Origin of the sequence: Salegentibacter maritimus (assembly GCF_016236975.1) — a bacterium.
Taxonomy (GTDB): domain Bacteria; phylum Bacteroidota; class Bacteroidia; order Flavobacteriales; family Flavobacteriaceae; genus Salegentibacter; species Salegentibacter maritimus.
Genome location: NZ_JAEHNY010000005.1, coordinates 1 through 15,946, shown reverse-complemented (window position 1 = coordinate 15,946; position 15,946 = coordinate 1). Strand labels below are relative to the sequence as shown.

At 36.9% G+C, this 15,946-nt stretch carries 13 protein-coding genes; 7 read left to right on the top strand and 6 right to left on the bottom strand.

Features of this window, described 5'->3' with window-relative positions:
- Window positions 1-71: 71 nt before the first annotated feature.
- Window positions 72-1,028, top strand: a complete 957-nt coding sequence (locus I6U50_RS06450; protein WP_198638255.1) for a sterol desaturase family protein — start codon at window positions 72-74, stop codon at window positions 1,026-1,028.
- Here the strand turns inward: I6U50_RS06450 and I6U50_RS06445 are convergent.
- Window positions 1,025-1,573: an NADPH-dependent FMN reductase gene (locus I6U50_RS06445; protein ID WP_198638254.1), complete on the bottom strand. Its 549-nt coding sequence runs from the start codon at window positions 1,571-1,573 to the stop codon at window positions 1,025-1,027. The two genes, I6U50_RS06450 and I6U50_RS06445, sit on opposite strands and share 4 nt — an antisense overlap.
- A gap of 422 nt (window positions 1,574-1,995) precedes the next feature.
- Here I6U50_RS06445 and I6U50_RS06440 point away from each other — a divergent pair, with 422 nt between their 5' ends.
- The 3 genes from I6U50_RS06440 to I6U50_RS06430 all read left to right on the top strand — a co-directional run bounded on the left by I6U50_RS06440 (window position 1,996) and on the right by I6U50_RS06430 (window position 5,304).
- Window positions 1,996-3,345, top strand: a complete 1,350-nt coding sequence (locus I6U50_RS06440; RefSeq protein WP_198638253.1) for a DEAD/DEAH box helicase — start codon at window positions 1,996-1,998, stop codon at window positions 3,343-3,345.
- Complete coding sequence (locus I6U50_RS06435; protein ID WP_232805889.1) at window positions 3,320-4,225, top strand: aldose 1-epimerase family protein; 906 nt, start codon at window positions 3,320-3,322, stop codon at window positions 4,223-4,225. The genes I6U50_RS06440 and I6U50_RS06435 overlap by 26 nt, the downstream gene beginning before the upstream one ends.
- Before the next feature lie 545 nt (window positions 4,226-4,770).
- Window positions 4,771-5,304, top strand: a complete 534-nt coding sequence (locus tag I6U50_RS06430; RefSeq protein ID WP_198638252.1) for a DUF4494 domain-containing protein — start codon at window positions 4,771-4,773, stop codon at window positions 5,302-5,304.
- Between the two features lie 117 nt (window positions 5,305-5,421).
- Here the strand turns inward: I6U50_RS06430 and I6U50_RS06425 are convergent, their stop codons facing one another.
- Complete coding sequence (locus I6U50_RS06425) at window positions 5,422-5,589, bottom strand: Lacal_2735 family protein (protein WP_198638251.1); 168 nt, start codon at window positions 5,587-5,589, stop codon at window positions 5,422-5,424.
- Window positions 5,590-5,919: 330 nt separating this feature from the next.
- Between I6U50_RS06425 and I6U50_RS06420 the strand changes: the two genes are divergently transcribed.
- Window positions 5,920-10,416, top strand: a complete 4,497-nt coding sequence (locus I6U50_RS06420; protein ID WP_198638250.1) for an ATP-binding cassette domain-containing protein — start codon at window positions 5,920-5,922, stop codon at window positions 10,414-10,416.
- 110 nt (window positions 10,417-10,526) lie between these two features.
- Here I6U50_RS06420 and I6U50_RS06415 read toward each other — a convergent pair whose 3' ends face one another.
- The gene (locus I6U50_RS06415; protein WP_198638249.1) at window positions 10,527-12,410 is read right to left on the bottom strand and encodes a S9 family peptidase; all 1,884 of its coding nucleotides are present in this window, start codon (window positions 12,408-12,410) and stop codon (window positions 10,527-10,529) included.
- A 255-nt stretch (window positions 12,411-12,665) separates the two neighbouring features.
- On the opposite strand from I6U50_RS06415, the gene I6U50_RS06410 reads away from it, so the two are divergent.
- Together I6U50_RS06410 and I6U50_RS06405 are read left to right on the top strand one after the other, a co-directional pair.
- On the top strand, window positions 12,666-13,058 hold the full coding sequence (locus tag I6U50_RS06410) for a hypothetical protein (protein ID WP_198638248.1): 393 nt from the start codon (window positions 12,666-12,668) through the stop codon (window positions 13,056-13,058).
- Window positions 13,055-13,252, top strand: coding sequence for a helix-turn-helix transcriptional regulator (locus I6U50_RS06405; RefSeq protein ID WP_198638247.1), 198 nt, complete (start codon window positions 13,055-13,057; stop codon window positions 13,250-13,252). The genes I6U50_RS06410 and I6U50_RS06405 overlap by 4 nt, the downstream gene beginning before the upstream one ends.
- Before the next feature lie 146 nt (window positions 13,253-13,398).
- Here I6U50_RS06405 and I6U50_RS06400 read toward each other — a convergent pair whose 3' ends face one another.
- From I6U50_RS06400 to I6U50_RS06390, 3 genes are all read right to left on the bottom strand, one after another.
- The gene (locus I6U50_RS06400; RefSeq protein WP_198638394.1) at window positions 13,399-13,749 is read right to left on the bottom strand and encodes an endonuclease/exonuclease/phosphatase family protein; all 351 of its coding nucleotides are present in this window, start codon (window positions 13,747-13,749) and stop codon (window positions 13,399-13,401) included.
- A gap of 77 nt (window positions 13,750-13,826) precedes the next feature.
- The gene (locus tag I6U50_RS06395; RefSeq protein WP_198629236.1) at window positions 13,827-14,585 is read right to left on the bottom strand and encodes a 3-keto-disaccharide hydrolase; all 759 of its coding nucleotides are present in this window, start codon (window positions 14,583-14,585) and stop codon (window positions 13,827-13,829) included.
- 17 nt (window positions 14,586-14,602) lie between these two features.
- On the bottom strand, window positions 14,603-15,946 hold a 1,344-nt coding region (locus I6U50_RS06390; RefSeq protein ID WP_198638246.1), incomplete at its 5' end, for a Gfo/Idh/MocA family protein.

Genomic DNA, 15,946 nt, shown 5'->3' with positions numbered 1-15,946 from the left:
TTCAAATAAAAATCTTTACTATACCAAATCGTGATTACATGCGCGATAAAAACAAGAATTAACTATTTTCTATGCTTACAGATACTGAAAAACTTACCTTAGCCGATATTGAAAACCTTGACTTCACCACTGTTATTTGGGTCGTAGCCCCAGTTATGTTCTTTTTTGTGCTACTTGAATTTTTAATTGGAAGAAAAAAATATAAAAACCTATACTCCGGAAAAGATTTTCTTGCCTCTACTGCTATTGGAATTGGAAATTTAATTTTAAATGGCTTCATGAAAATTGGGGTTTTTATGGTCTTTCTATTCTTTTTTAATTTGGCTCCCTTTAAAATACCACATACCTGGTGGTCTTATGTTTTGTGTTTAGTTTTATTGGATTTCAGCAGATATTGGGCACATAGATTGGCGCATGAACAACGGTTTTGGTGGTCCACACATGTAGTACATCATTCTTCTGAACATTATAACCTATCTACTTCTTTTAGATTGTCCTGGACACAGAATTTAAAAATAATCTTTTTTCTACCTGTGGTTTTATTAGGTTTTCATCCCCTGGTATTCTTTATTGTACATCAACTGGAAGTGCTGTATCAATTTTGGATTCATACCGAATTGATTAAAAAATTACCCAGACCTATAGAATATGTATTTACCACACCATCGCATCACCGGGTTCATCATTCAGTAAATGAAAGGTATTTAGATAAAAATTACGGCTCTACTTTTATAATTTGGGACCGGTTATTTGGAACTTTCCAGGAAGAAGATGAAAAACCTCGTTATGGCATCACCAAACCGGTAAACTCTTACAATCCCTTTTTCCTGGTTTTCCATGAATGGATTGAAGTTGGTAAAGATATATGGAGAGCAAAGTCGCTTAAAGAAGCCTGGATTATTCTATTTGGCAGCCCCGTAGATAAGCATAAAGAAGATATGGGAATTACCGGGAAAACTGAAGCCGAACTAAACAATTTGGGAAAAGCCAATGAGAAATTTACTCCTGAAATGAAAAAAGCAAATTAACTGTATTTGTCAGATTTCAATTGGTGAGAGAATGTGGTTAATACATCTTCTATTCCCATATCCAGCACCTCATTTAGTATTTTTCCGTTTTTAAAATTATCCTGAAAAGATGGTAGACTAAAACTTTCTATTACCTCACCGCCAAATCTTGGTAAAATACCTTTTGTATATTCTAGCGCAGATGCTGCTCCTCGCCTACCTGGAGAAGTACTAATTAATAATATGCGTTTATTAGCCAGAAAATTACGGTCTAATCGTGAGAGCCAATCTATCATATTTTTAAAATAGGCAGATACATTTCCGTTATGTTCGTTCACGGCAAGAAGCAGGGCGTCGTGCTCCTGGATAATTCTATTGATTATTTTAACACTTACAGGAATACCTTTCTCCCTTTCCCTATCGGCACTATACAAGGGTAATTCATACTGACTAAAATCCTGGGTTTTGATGTCGTGGCCGGCAAGCCTTTTGGCCACGTGCTGTAATAATTGAAAATTAATTGAGGTACTGCTATTGGAACCGGCAAAGGCAAGAATTTTTTTCATCTAAATTATTTTGATTAAAAATAAGGAAATAAATGATGTAACTGCTTATTGATAAATCGAAAAACTTGTAAACTCTCCTTTATTCTTAGTTTGTAATTCATCGTCAACTTCTACTGGTTTCAGCGCCTGCTACAAAATATAGTTGGAGGCATATTTGAGTTTTACATTTATTCATGCTAGATGCTGAAACAAGTTCAGCTTGACGGTTTTTGAAAATAAATTAATTCAGAATCTTTAAAGATTATTTCCCGCCCTGCGGCGAGATTAGTTCAACTAACTACTTTAAAAGTGCCACAGAAGAAAAAAGGCACTTGAGATCCCGCCCTGCGGTGGGATTAGCTCAACTAACTACTTTAAAAGTGCCACGGGCAATTTTAAAGTAGAGTTTCACTAACTTTGTGCATTCATAAAAACTTCATTTAGTGACTTTTCAGGATTTAAATATTACCACACCCTTGCGCAATGCGCTGGAAGATATAGACATTACCACGCCCACACCTATTCAGGAGCAATCTTTTTCTACTATTATGTCTGGAAAAGATATGGTAGGTATTGCACAAACCGGTACCGGGAAAACCTTTGCCTATATGCTTCCCATTTTAAGAATGCTTAAATATTCGGAACAAAAGAATCCCCGGGTTTTGGTTTTGGTACCCACACGGGAATTGGTGGTGCAGGTGGTAGAAGAGATCGAAAAGTTAACTGCATATATGAATGTTCGTATCGCCGGTGTTTATGGTGGGGTAAATATAAATACCCAGCATCAGTCAATTATGCAAGGCCAGGACATTGTAGTGGCTACTCCGGGCAGGTTATATGATCTTGTACTTAGGCGTGCCATCCAATTAAAATCTATTCAGAAATTAGTAATAGATGAAGTAGATGTAATGTTAGACCTGGGCTTTAAATTTCAGATCAATAATATTTTGGAATTGCTTCCCCAGAACCGGCAAAACATTATGTTTTCGGCCACCATTACAGAAAATGTAGAAAAGTTAATCGAAACCAACTTTAAAAGTCCACAAACTATTTCTGTGGCCGCTAGTGGAACTCCCCTCGATAACATTCAACAAACCGGTTATAAAATACCAAATTTCTATACCAAGGTAAATTTGCTAAAGCATATTTTGGCCGATAAAGAAACCTACTCTAAAGTCTTGATTTTTGTAGCTTATAAACGAATGGCAGACAGACTTTATGCAGAATTAGAACAATATTTTCAGGATGAATGTACGGTAATTCACTCCAACAAAACCCAAAACTATAGATTGCGCAGTATCAAACAATTTGGCAACGGATTTTGCCGAATTTTAGTAGCCACCGATGTTATGGCACGTGGGCTGGATATTGAATCGGTAAGCCACGTGATTAACTTTGATACGCCAAAATATCCCGAAAATTATATGCATCGAATTGGCCGTACCGGTAGGGCCGAAAAAGAAGGAAATTCTATATTAATGACTACGGAAGCTGAAATGGAATCTTTAGAAAAAATTGAAGCTTTAATGCAAATGGAAGTTCCGCAAAAGAAACTTCCGGTGGAAGTTGAAATTTCTTCAGAATTAATTCCCGAAGAACAACCGAAGGTTTTTGAAATTAATAACCCGGGGAAAAATATAGACGAAAACGCTCCCGGCCCAGCTTTTCACGAGAAAAAAGAAAAAAATAAAAAAGTTAATCTGGGTGGTTCTTACCGCAGGGAAATTGCCAAAAAATATAAAAAGCCAAAAACTCGCGGCGATAAAAATGCAAACAGAAGAAAGAAAAAATAATTTTGAAATGCACGAATTACAGAACGATTTTTTAAGTATACAGATAAAGCAGGTAGGCGCTGAATTAGTTAGCCTTAAAAATAAAGAAACCGGCATTGAACATATATGGCAGGGAAACCCCGAGTTTTGGACCGGCCAGGCTCCCAATTTATTTCCCGTAATAGGTATTTTAAAAGATGGGAAGTTTATATATGAAAACAAGGAGTATACTATGCCCAAACATGGTTTTGTAAGGCATAATGAACACATTCAGTTAAAAGAGAAAACAACCGATAAATTGGCTTTTCAATTAGATTATTCTGAAGAAACCCTGGCTATATATCCTTTTAAATTCAGGTTTGAAATTTCTTTCCAACTCAACGGTAAATCCCTTAGTGTAAATCACCAGATCTCTAATTTAGATGATAAACCTTTATATTTTTCCTTAGGTGGGCATCCAGCGTTTAATGCGCCAATTAGCACCAATGAAGTTTATGAAGATTACTATCTTGAGTTTGACAGGAAAATGGATCTTAGAACTTATCTTTTAAATGAAAACGGATTGGTTAGCGATACAACCGAGGGCATTTTGGACAACGAAGATAAAATTAGATTGCATAAAGATCTTTTTATTGATGATGCACTTATTTTTAAGAATATTCCTTCTAAAAAAGTTAGCTTAAAAAGTAAAAATTCAGGTAGCGTTTTAAGCGTTGAGTATAAAGATTTTAAAAACTTAGGAGTTTGGGCAAAACCGGGAGCACCCTACGTATGCATAGAACCCTGGCTGGGCATTGCCGATGTTGAAGACACCGATCAAAATCTAAAAACCAAGGAAGGGATTGAAAGCCTGGCAGTAGAAAAAGATTTTCAGGCGTCCTATACAATTGATATCGCCTAGAAAGAGAATGAGACTGTCTGAAATGTCTACTTCCGTCAAGCTGAACCTGTTTCAGCTTCTAACGTGTTTTTAACCTATCGACACGTTAGATCTCCGAATAAATTTCGGAGCAGGCCTTGAAATGAATTCAAGTTGACGATTTTAAAAACCACTTCAGACAGCTTCAACGATTTTAAAAACTTTTCAGACAGTCTCTTTTATTTAAAACCTTTATTAAGTTCTATTTTTTTTCTTTGCGGCCTTTGCAGCGCGCTTTTCCTTTAAGCTCAAAACAGGCTCTTTTCTGGCCGATTTCTTTGAGGGTGATTTTTCTTTTGGCATGACTTCCGAATAATTAAAAATTAACCTGATAAAGATAGTGAAAGAAAGCATTCAAAATTTAAAATTCAGCCATTTCAATGCTATATTTTCAGAATTAATAAATCCTATTTTAAGACTAAATATTTGGTGAATTAAGAAATACAAGATTGTGAATATCTATTCCTGTTTTTTATCCTGGAGGCTGCCTAGAAATTCTATTTTTGGCTTCCTAAAAAAATATAGAAATGAGCGTAACTTGGTTTGAATGTAAGGTGAAATACAAAAAAACACACGAGACAGGAGAGCAAAAAATGACTACAGACACCTATCTTCTTGATGCAGTATCTTATACAGAAGCAGAAGCGAGGATTACCGAAGAAATGACGGCTTATACCAGTGAAGATTTTAGAATAATGAATATAAAAGTAGCTAATTTCTCAGAGGTTCATCCTTTTGAAAATTCAGATCGCTGGTTTAAATCTAAAGTTTCCCTGGTAGCCATGGATGAAGAAAGCGGCAAGGAAAAAAAGACCAATATTTATTTGCTGGTTCAGGCCAACGATATCAAAGAGGCTTTTGAAAATACTACTACCGCTATGGAAGAAACCATGGGAGATTATAGTATTCCTTCTATCACAGAATCTCCAATACTGGATGTTTTCCCATATTTTACGGGAGAGGAGGAACAATTAGAAAAATTTAATGTGCTGGATTCTGTTGAGAGTGATGTAGAAACCGGAGAAAAAGAAGAAGAAGAAGAAGAAGAAGAAACAGCCTAAATTATCTAAAACTTATTTTTAAAGAGGCTGTCTAAGAATGTTTCTTCATAAAATTGGACTGATTTATATTTCCTTTAGACAGCCTCTTCTTAGTAGGTATTTCAAACAGCAGTATTCCTACTTTCTAATCTCTTCAATCTCCTCTAAAACCTCGTTTGCTTCATACATTTTTTCATCGCTTTTACTACGATTGGTAGTAGAGAGCTGATGCGCTTCTTCCAGAAGTTTTTTGTATTTCACTTCCAGTTTTTCAACTTTTGACTTTTTCCTGAATAATCTGAACATTTCCTTTTTTACTTAAATATATTACAAACACTAAAGCAAATAAGAAAAATCATACTAATTAACCTTTGTTCTAGCCCTGCTTTACAAAGGTGAAATTTGAAATCTCTTCTCTATGGGAAGTAAATATTTTGGGATTTAATCAATTTTAATTACGATTATTCCTTCAACAATTTTTTCCATCCTTCAAGCATCCTTAGTTTTGCTTGTCGCTGAACCAACAATGAAATTCCATGTTAAAAAAGATTAATATTTTGCTTTGAGTTGTATAATACTCATTTTAAACTATTATAGTCTTTCTATATTTTTCGAAAATAGAACCAAAAAGCCTGTATGCACATAATTAATGCCCATCAAAATAACTTAAAAAATATTGATTTAAGTATTCCTGAAAACCAACTAATAGTAGTCACAGGTCTGTCTGGATCGGGGAAATCTTCCCTGGCTATGGATGTTATTGCAAACGAAGGCTATCGTTATTTTTTAGAAAGCCTTCCTGCCTACAGTCAACAAAACGGCCAATTAATTCCAACTGCCGAAGTGGATGATATCAAAGCACTGCCACCTGTTATTAAGGTAGCGCAATCTAAACGTTTCCAGTCTATAAACACCACCTTCGGTACACTCTCAGAACTCACAGCCGTTTTTAGAATTTTATTTGCACGCTTTTCAGCTACTAAATCTATGAGTAAGTCACTATTTTCCTTTAATCACCCAAAAGGTGCTTGTGAGGTATGCCGTGGCATTGGGGAAGCAGAATATATTGATCTAAAGAAGTTAGTGGGAGACAAAAATAAAACGCTAAGAGAAGGTGCTATTACCACTACCCTACCAAATGGTTATATTGTTTACTCCCAGATTACTGTAGAAGAATTAGACAAAGTTTGCAAGGCGCACGGTTTTAATGTAGACATTCCCTGGAAGGAACTCACTGCCGAGCAACAGGATGTAGTGCTAAACGGAAGCAATCGCATCAAGGTTTTCTTTGGTAAACACGGCCTGGAATCCCGACTTAGATGGAAAGGTATTAAGGCCAAACCCCGCGAAGAAGGATTTTATAAAGGAATGCTTCCTATAATGAAAGATATTTTACGGCGGGATAGAAACCCTAATATCTTAAGATTTGCAAGCTCCAAAATTTGCCCGGCCTGTAAGGGAGCCCGAATTAAAGTCGAACATTTAAACTACAAATGGAAAGGTTTAAATTTTAAGGACTGGATGGAACTTTCATTAAGTGAATTATATGATAGGCTAAAGTCGCAAACCTACAAACCCGGGGAACAGGTATTAGTAGATAAAATGAGCAGCCAGTTATATGACCTTATTCGCCTGGGGATGGAACAATACAAGTTAGGTACACCAAGCCATGCTATTTCTTCAGGCGATGGGCAGCGTATTAAACTCATTAACCAGGTAAATAGTAAACTACAGGGTATTTTATATGTTTTTGATGAACCCTCTATTGGTCTATCTCCAAACTACCAAAAATATTTGCTTCATATTCTAAACCGACTAAAACTTAGAGGAAATACAGTTATGGTGGTGGAGCACGACTTAGATTTTATAAAATCGGCCGATTGGGTCTTGGAATTAGGTCCGGAAGCCGGGGTACACGGTGGCGAAGTGGTTTTTAACGGCCCTATAAGTAACTTTTTACAAGCAAAAGACCTAAACAGTCCAACTTTAGCAGCATTAAAGGAGGTAGGAAATGAAAAAAAACTAAAAAACCAGCCCAAAAAAGTGTCGACTAATTCCTTTCAACCCGGTAAAAAGGAGCTTACAGCAGTCAGTCGCAAAACACCTCAAATTATTGATAGCATCACCGAGTTTTGTAAAAATGAAAGTCTAAATCTTCTAACCGTAAACGACCAGCCCATTGGTAAAACTCCCCGAAGCAACCCGGCGACTTATACAGGCCTGGCAGATAAAATAAGAGACCTATTCGCCAAAACGACTGAAGCAAAAACTTCGAATTTATCCAAAGGGGCCTTTTCCTTCAACAATAAAATCGGTAGATGTGAAACCTGCGAAGGAGCGGGCGTTATCACATTATCTATGAGTGCCTTGGGCAGTATCAACCAGGTTTGCCCTGGCTGTAATGGTAAACGTTTTAAGCCGGAAGTACTTCGTGTTGAATGGAGAGACAAGAATATTGCAGATCTTTATAAGCTAAGTATCGAAGAAGCTTATGATTTCTTTTCCGAGGAAAAGAAAATCAAAGAAATTCTGTTTTTAATGCTACAGTTAGGACTTGGCTATATTAAACTGGGGCAGCCCTCCAACACCTTATCAGGTGGTGAGGCGCAACGCATTAAACTCACTAAACATTTTGCTAAAAAATCAGAAAAAACACTTTTAGTATTAGAGGAACCAAGTATAGGACTGCACCAACAAAATGTGCATCAGTTGCTGAATGCCCTGCATAAGTTAAAGCTACAAACCGCTGGCATCCTTTGCTTCGAAAACCATTCACTTTTCACATCTTCCTGTGACAGCCTGGTAGAAAATGTACTTAAGGATCAACCTATTAAACTTAAAAAAGAAGTCCCCCGGCAATTAGATAAAATTTCCATTAGTGGAGCACGAACGCACGCACTTAAAAACCTCAACCTAGAACTACCTAAATATAAATTAACAGTAGTTACCGGGATTTCGGGATCGGGAAAATCTTCTTTGGTTATTGACACCCTACACGGTTTTGGGCTACAGGAAATGAGCCGCCAATTTTCCAGCTATCAACAGTCTAGAGTGGGGGTGAATTTTCAATTAGAGGTAGATACAATTGAAGGACTTAGCCCTACTATTTGTATTACGCGCAAGCACAAAAATTACTCACAACGTACAGATATAGCAAAACAGACCGGAATTGATAAAGTTTTACGTTTTGCCTTTTCCAGAAAGGCGCAATATGAAGGCCGGGAATTATCGGCCAGTCATTTTTCGAATAACCATGAATTAGGTAAGTGTGCTGTTTGCGAGGGACTTGGAGAAGAACTACTCCCCGATCTAAACAAACTCGTTTTAGATGAAAATAAAAGTATTGCCACTGGTCTATTTGCGCATAATAAAGCAATCGCTTATTATGGAGATCCGCAAGGCAAGCATATGGCTATTCTAAAAGAGGTTGCGAAAGAAAATAAATTTAACCTGGAAACTCCTTTTAAAGATCTAAAAGAGGATCAAAAAGAAATCTTACTTCACGGAACCGGCGACAAAGTATGTAAAGCCAATTGGTTGTATAAAACCAAAACAAGGGAAGGCGTACAGGCTCTACAGATGAAATGGGAAGGTCTTTTTCCATACCTACAGGAAGAATATTATAAAACCAGAAAGAACAAAAATATTAGTCAGCTCACCGCGCTCTTTTCTAATAAGAAATGCGGACACTGTAATGGTAGTGGACTAAAACCTGAACGATTGAATTTCAAAATAGCCCACAAATCTATTCACGAGATAAAATCTATGGATTTTAGGGATTTTGGGCGATGGATTGCACAAAATTCAAAAAAGGAAAATATAGATGGTAAACTATTGTCTAAAATAGCTCCGCACCTAATTAATACTATTAACAGGGCTAAACAATTACACATTGATCACCTTCAATTGAGCCGAAAATCACCTACACTCTCAGGAGGCGAAAATCAAAGAATTGAGCTAATAAAGCAATTGAATAGCCCGCTTAAAGGCATTACTTATTTACTAGATGAGCCTTCTGCAGGATTGTCTAATAACAATATTCACGATTTAATAGAACTGCTAAAGGAACTTATTGAAAAAGGGAATACTGTAGTGGCTATTGAGCATAATAAAGATATTATTCACCAGGCAGACCATATAGTTCAAATTGGCCCTAAGGCAGGAAAGTTTGGGGGGTACATCACTTACGAAGGCAATACCAAAGGTTTATTAGAACAAAGCAATTGCCATCCTTATCTAAAATCTCCTTCCCAAAAGCCGAACCTTAGAGACGGCGATAATCATATTAATATTGGCAAAGTGGCAAAGCACAGCCTGGTTAGGGAGTCTATAGCATTGCCTATAGGAGGAATTACTGCTCTTACAGGGAAGTCTGGTATTGGGAAAACCACGCTGGTAAAGGAAATTTTGATTCCCAGCATTAAAAAAGCCCAGCCGGTAAATTGTAAGCGCATAGATTTTCCTAAAAAATATAAAGAAATACATTATTTTGAACCTAAAAAGTTAAGATCACACGCGACCACTTTATTGGTTTCGTATTTAGATATTCTGAAAGACATCAGTAAAATATTTGCTACCAAAACCAATTTTAAAGCAAAGGACTTTTCGCATAAAACAAAAACAAGTCAGTGCCCAAACTGCAAAGGAAAAGGCTATATAGAAACCAGCCTGGATATTGTCGCCAATACTATTGAAAAATGTGAAGTTTGTAAAGCAAAGCGTTATCAACAGCATATTCTAGAAAATAGTGTTGAAAATAAAAATATAGCAGAGGTACTTGCCCTGAATATTCTAGAGCTAAAAGACTGGCTAAAAAAGCTGAAGCTTTCTTCCAAAACCAGGCAAATTCTAGATCAATTGAAGGAAATAGGCCTGGCACACCTTAGTTTAGAGCAACCGGTACAATCGCTTTCTTCGGGAGAAAAACAACGCTTGTTATTATTAAACTGGTTGCAGGAAGAGCGTAGCGATGTCCTATATATTTTAGATGAACCCAGCACCGGGCTACATTATGCCGATATTGATTTGTTGTACACCATACTTCAAAAGCTCGGCCTAGGCAACGATATTCTTATTATTGACCACAACCCATACCTCTTAGAAAAAATTGGGGTTGGCCTGATTTTAGAATGATTTATTATTAAAATTGGCTAAACAAAAAACTCCCCCGGGAACAGGTTCTCGAGGGAGTTAATTCTAGTTTCAGGGCAAAATACGTATCCTTCTATTTTATTATTTTTAAATTACAAGGTTTCTTCCAACCATTTAAAGAATTCTTTTTGCCAGATGATTCCGTTTTGCGGGCTTAAAATCCAGTGGTTTTCCATAGGAAAATAAAGCAACTTGCTTTTTAAACCTCTTAGCTGGGCTGCCTGAAAAGCTTCCAATCCCTGCCCAATAGGAACTCTAAAATCTTTACCTCCCTGAATAATTAGCATAGGTGCATTCCACTTTTCAACAAAATTAATAGGATTAAATTCGGTGTAAGCTTTAGGGCTTGGCGTTTGCCAATATGGGCCTCCCATATCTTTATTTACAAAGAACAACTCTTCTGTAGTACCATACATGCTACGCGTATTAAAAATACCATCGTGAGCAATAAAAGTTTTAAAACGATTATCGTGATGACCTGCCAGGTAATACACCGAATAACCGCCATAACTAGCGCCCACTGCGCCTATTCTGTCTTTATCTATAAAGTCTTCTTTACTCACTTCGTCTATTGCCGAAAGATAATCTTTCATATTTTGGCCACCCCAATCGCCGCTTATTTGTTCATTCCAGGCTACACCGTGACCCGGCATTCCACGTCGATTTGGTGCAACCACAATATAACCATTGGCAGCCATTAACTGAAAATTCCATCTAAAAGAATAAAACTGCGATAGTGGAGATTGTGGTCCACCCTGTAAATAAAGAAGTGCCGGATACTTTTTATTTGGATCAAAATCTGGCGGATAGATTACCCAGGTAAGCATTTCCTTCCCATCGGTGGTTGAGACCATTCTTTTTTCTATCTGGCTTAATTTGATAGTATCATAAAAACCATCGTTTACATGACTAAGCTGATCCATCTTTCCGTTTCTAAGATTTACCGTATATATTTCTGAAGCGTGGTTCATATCGGTTCTGGTCACCACCATGGTATTATTTGACTGTCCTACCATTGCTGTGATATCGAACTGCCCCTGAGTAATTTGTTTAATTTCAGCTGAAGCTTTTTTAGGAAGATTTACTTCAAATAATTGCTTTGTTCCCGCAATAGGCGCTATAAAGAAAAGTTTCTTTCCATCCTCAGCCCATAAAAAACTACTCACTGTTCCATCCCATTCTTTGGTAAGATTTAGTTTATGACCATCTCTAAGAACTATAATATCATTCTTATCGGCTTCATAGCCCGGCTCATCCATTTGCAACCAGGCAAGTGTTCCATCTTTAGATATGGCAGGCGAAGTATCATAACCTTCATTATCATCGGTTAAATTCGTTGTGGTTTTTGAAGCTAAATCGTAAGCATAAATATCGGTATTGGTGCTTTCAGCATATTCTCTTCCTTTTACTTTTTTAGAAACATAAAATACCTTGCTACCATCCTGATTCCATATATAATCTTCGGCACCTCCAAACGGCTGCAAAGGAGTGTCATGCGGCTCTCCTTGCATAATATCCCATTCTTCACCAGTAGGAATATTTTTCACAAATACATGGCTGTACTTACCATCTTCCCAGGTGTCCCAATGCCTGTAATTAAGATCATCGTAAATATAGACATCAGACTTTTTCATTTCAGGATAAAAATCGTCTCCATAAACCGGCTGTATTTTCACTTCTTTAGAAAATATTTTGTATTCCCCGGAAGGAGATAGCTTTGAATCTTTGAAGATACTATCATAATTTGTTACCTGGATTGGCTCACCTCCTTTAAGAGAAAGCACAAAGGTTTGGGCACTACTGGTATTACTGTTAATATCGTAAGAGCTGCTGGAGTAAATAACCTGCTCTCCATTAGTGGTTAGACCTATTGGTGAGATTCGTTTTAGTTCCCATAGTTTTTCTGGAGTCATTGTTTGGCCTGTAGCAGACAGGCATATTCCCGAAAGTATCAGGAAAATATATAGCTTTTTCATTGAATAAAAGATTAATTATAAACGGCTATAAAGATACACAGGAAGCGGGAGAAAGTTTACTATACTAATAGAATAATCTTTTTTGTAAAGAAAACTTTACATTAAGAAAATTTTACTAAATTTGTAAAGTAAACATTACATAAAGATAAATTCTCTCTTAGCATGGCTACGAGGTATTAATGGAAAGATTTTTTATTTCCAGGTAATTATCGAAATAAATCTCAAATATCGAGTAAACTCTTAATTAAAGTTAAAATGAAGAAAGAACGCAGAAAGAATATGTACAACCTGGCCATTTGGACCTGGACTTGGGTAGCTACTTTGGCAATTGCCACATTTGGGCCTAAATATATTTGGGACAATCATACTGTTTTAACTGCTTTGGCTGTTTCAGTAAATTTTGTTCACGGTATTCTAATGATTGTGGCTAACCGCAAGATGTTTAATAATTTTGATGAGTTGGAACGAAAGATTCATTTAGAATCTTTGGCTTTAACATTGGGGTTAGCGGTAGTAGTAGGATTATCTTACTCTCTACTTGAGGTCACCAATCTAATAACCAATAATGCAGAAATAAGTTATCTTATAATATTTATAGGTTTAACTTACTTAATACTGGTTACTATAAACACCAGACGCTACGCATGAAAAACAAGTTAAAAGTACTTAGGGCCGAGCATAGTTATACACAGGAAGATTTAGCAGATATTATTGGTGTTTCCAGACAAACCATTAATGCCATAGAAAAAGAAAAGTTTGCCCCCAGTTTACCTACTGCTTTTAGAATCTCAAAACTTTTTAAATTACCAATAGAGGCCATTTTCCATTTTGAGGAGTCCTAATATGTGGTTATATGGATTAAATTGATTCCTAATATTTTTCTACAAAAACTTTAAAACTTAAGATAATTACTACTTTCATGCTGGTACAAAAAAAGCCATCTGAATAAATCAGATGACTTTTCACAAACTAACCAAAACTAACATTTTTAATGTTCTATTATAACTTCAGCATAAACCGGTAAATGATCTGAGGCATATTTTTCATCTATCACTTTATGTAGCTTTACATCTAATTTATTCTGAGGATGCTTATAGAAAATAAAGTCTATGTCCCGACTGGGGTTATTAACCGGAATTGTAGGCGGGCACGAATTACATGTTCTGGTAAACTCCGAATCCATTAAATTAATGGTTTCCGAACCCGAACTTGCATTAAAATCGCCTGCAATTATAATTGGAATAGGTGAAGATTTTGAATGTTCAATTATACGTTTTACTTGTAAAATCCTACTTTTAGATTCTTTTTTATAGTCTAAATGCGTACTTCCAAATAGGATTTCTAAATCTTCAACTTTTACTAAACCAAAAGCTACAACCCTATCTTCGGTAGATTCTCCAGGATCATTAGGTAGTTTTAAAGTTTCCTAATTTTTATATTTCTAAACCAGGTAAAGCTTCCGTGATCCTGCAATCCAATGAAACCAGATTTGGCTTTAGCGTAATCAGGATAATCTTTCCATTTACCTTCTCTTTTTCTTTGCTTCCATTCTTCTGACCAGGGCTCGAACTCTACTGTTTTTTGACCATTTAACCAATAGGTCACTTTCTCTTCAGTAAACCTGATTCTGGTGGTATTCCATTCCCCCACAGGTCTAAGGTCTTTTTCATCGTAATCAGAAGCATACATACCATAATCTGCACCGATAGAATTCTTCGGTTTTAATTCATGCGGAAATCCTTTTTGATCAATAATTTGATATTCGGGAGCGACAAAATAAGGGGCAGCATAGGCCTCATCTTCTACTACATGATAGAATATTCCACTATTACCTTCAGGTGATATCTTCCATTCCAGGTACAATTCAAATTCGCCAAACTCTTCTTCACCATATACAATATCACCACCTATATCCCCTCCTTTTCCCAATGATTTTAAGGTTTCGTCTTCTACTACCCATCCCTGTGGAAGTTCCTGTGCATTAGTGTCATTATACCCACGCCATCCATCAGCATTTTTGCCATCAAAAAGATATTGCCATTCTTCTTTATTACTGGCAGTATCTTCGGCATTTTGCTTTTCATCAATTACTGCTTCCTTACCCTTATTTTCATCTGCATTTTTACAAGCCATCAAACTTGCTACAAACATTACATTTACTATTATTTTTTTCATCTTTAAATTATATCAGGTTATACTAATTTCATTTTTTCCGGATCCCAGTTTATAAATTCATTCTTTTTATAGCTTTCATTACATAATAAAGCCGGTGCGGCTGCACGGAACCCAAAAGCAGGATCTTGGGCTACCGAGCCATTTTCACGAATTGCCATAAAGAAATTGGCAAAATGGTCATAATGCGCTCCTTTGTAGCCATCTTCTGCCCGGTAAACGGTTTCTAAAGGTGGAACCAGCTTTTTACGATCTGGCCTGCCTGAATTTTCTTTTGCTTTTTCTGCCAGGAAAGGATCATCACTTCCTCCACCGGCATTGCGCTTTAATGTAAGGCTGTCCCAGGCTATATCCATAGAACCTTTACTTCCTACCAGTTTTAAGAACGTACTTCCGCTGGTACCGTCAACAAAATTACAACGCAAGGAAAGGTTAAATGCCGGGTGTTGTTTTGTATCGGGGTAATCAAACATTCCTAAAAGTACATCCGGTACTTCACGCCCGTCATCCCAGTGGCGCAATCCACCGGTTGCCGCAATTTTATTGGGGCCATACGAATTGGTAATAAAATGAAGACTGGAGAATAAATGCACAAATAGGTCGCCGGCCATACCCGTACCGTAGTCAAGGTAATTTCTCCATCTAAAGAACCTTAAAGGGTCAAAAGGCATGTCTTTGCTTATAGAAGTATACTTCTCCCAATCTACGGTTTGGGTAGAGGCATCTTTGGGGATTGGATACTGCCAGGCACCCAAGGCCGAATTCCTGGCCCAAAAGCCTTCAGCATAATTAAGCGTTCCTATAGCACCGGCTGCCAATAGTTCTCTGGCCTTTTCATTACCCAAAGAAGACATTCCCTGGCTACCTACCATGTAGATTTTTCCAGATTTCTTCCAGGCTTTTATGATATCGTTTCCTTCTTCTACACTATGTACCATTGGTTTTTCACAGTACACGTGTTTACCTGCATTAAGCGCATCAACACTCATTTTTTTGTGCCAAAAATCGGGGGTGCCAATTATTACCGCGTCAATATCACTGCGGTTTAGCACTTCCTTATAATCTTTGGTAAGGAACAAACTGCTGCCCCAACGTTTTTTAGCATCTTCTAAACGCCCATCGTATAAATCACATACGGCCACAAGTTCTATATTCTCGTGCTTTAATGCCGTATTGGTATCGGCAACACCCATTCCCCCGGCACCAATTAAAGCGATTTTAAGGATTTTGTTTGTTGAAGTCTTTGCAGCTCTATTCAATAAATTTACTTCTTTCGCTTCTGCAGCAAAACTGGACGGGATTACGGCCGCAGTTGCGCCCACTATTCCTAAATTCTTAATAAAGGAACGTCTGTTATTTTTCAT

Coding starts and splice junctions, on each gene's coding strand:
- I6U50_RS06410 (WP_198638248.1), top strand. CDS start 12,666: ATGAAGAAAGAACGCAGAAAGAATATGTACAACCTGGCCATTTGGACC.
- I6U50_RS06435 (WP_232805889.1), top strand. CDS start 3,320: ATGCAAACAGAAGAAAGAAAAAATAATTTTGAAATGCACGAATTACAG.
- I6U50_RS06430 (WP_198638252.1), top strand. CDS start 4,771: ATGAGCGTAACTTGGTTTGAATGTAAGGTGAAATACAAAAAAACACAC.
- I6U50_RS06405 (WP_198638247.1), top strand. CDS start 13,055: ATGAAAAACAAGTTAAAAGTACTTAGGGCCGAGCATAGTTATACACAG.
- I6U50_RS06445 (WP_198638254.1), bottom strand. CDS start 1,573: ATGAAAAAAATTCTTGCCTTTGCCGGTTCCAATAGCAGTACCTCAATT.
- I6U50_RS06420 (WP_198638250.1), top strand. CDS start 5,920: ATGCACATAATTAATGCCCATCAAAATAACTTAAAAAATATTGATTTA.
- I6U50_RS06425 (WP_198638251.1), bottom strand. CDS start 5,589: ATGTTCAGATTATTCAGGAAAAAGTCAAAAGTTGAAAAACTGGAAGTG.
- I6U50_RS06415 (WP_198638249.1), bottom strand. CDS start 12,410: ATGAAAAAGCTATATATTTTCCTGATACTTTCGGGAATATGCCTGTCT.
- I6U50_RS06450 (WP_198638255.1), top strand. CDS start 72: ATGCTTACAGATACTGAAAAACTTACCTTAGCCGATATTGAAAACCTT.
- I6U50_RS06395 (WP_198629236.1), bottom strand. CDS start 14,585: ATGAAAAAAATAATAGTAAATGTAATGTTTGTAGCAAGTTTGATGGCT.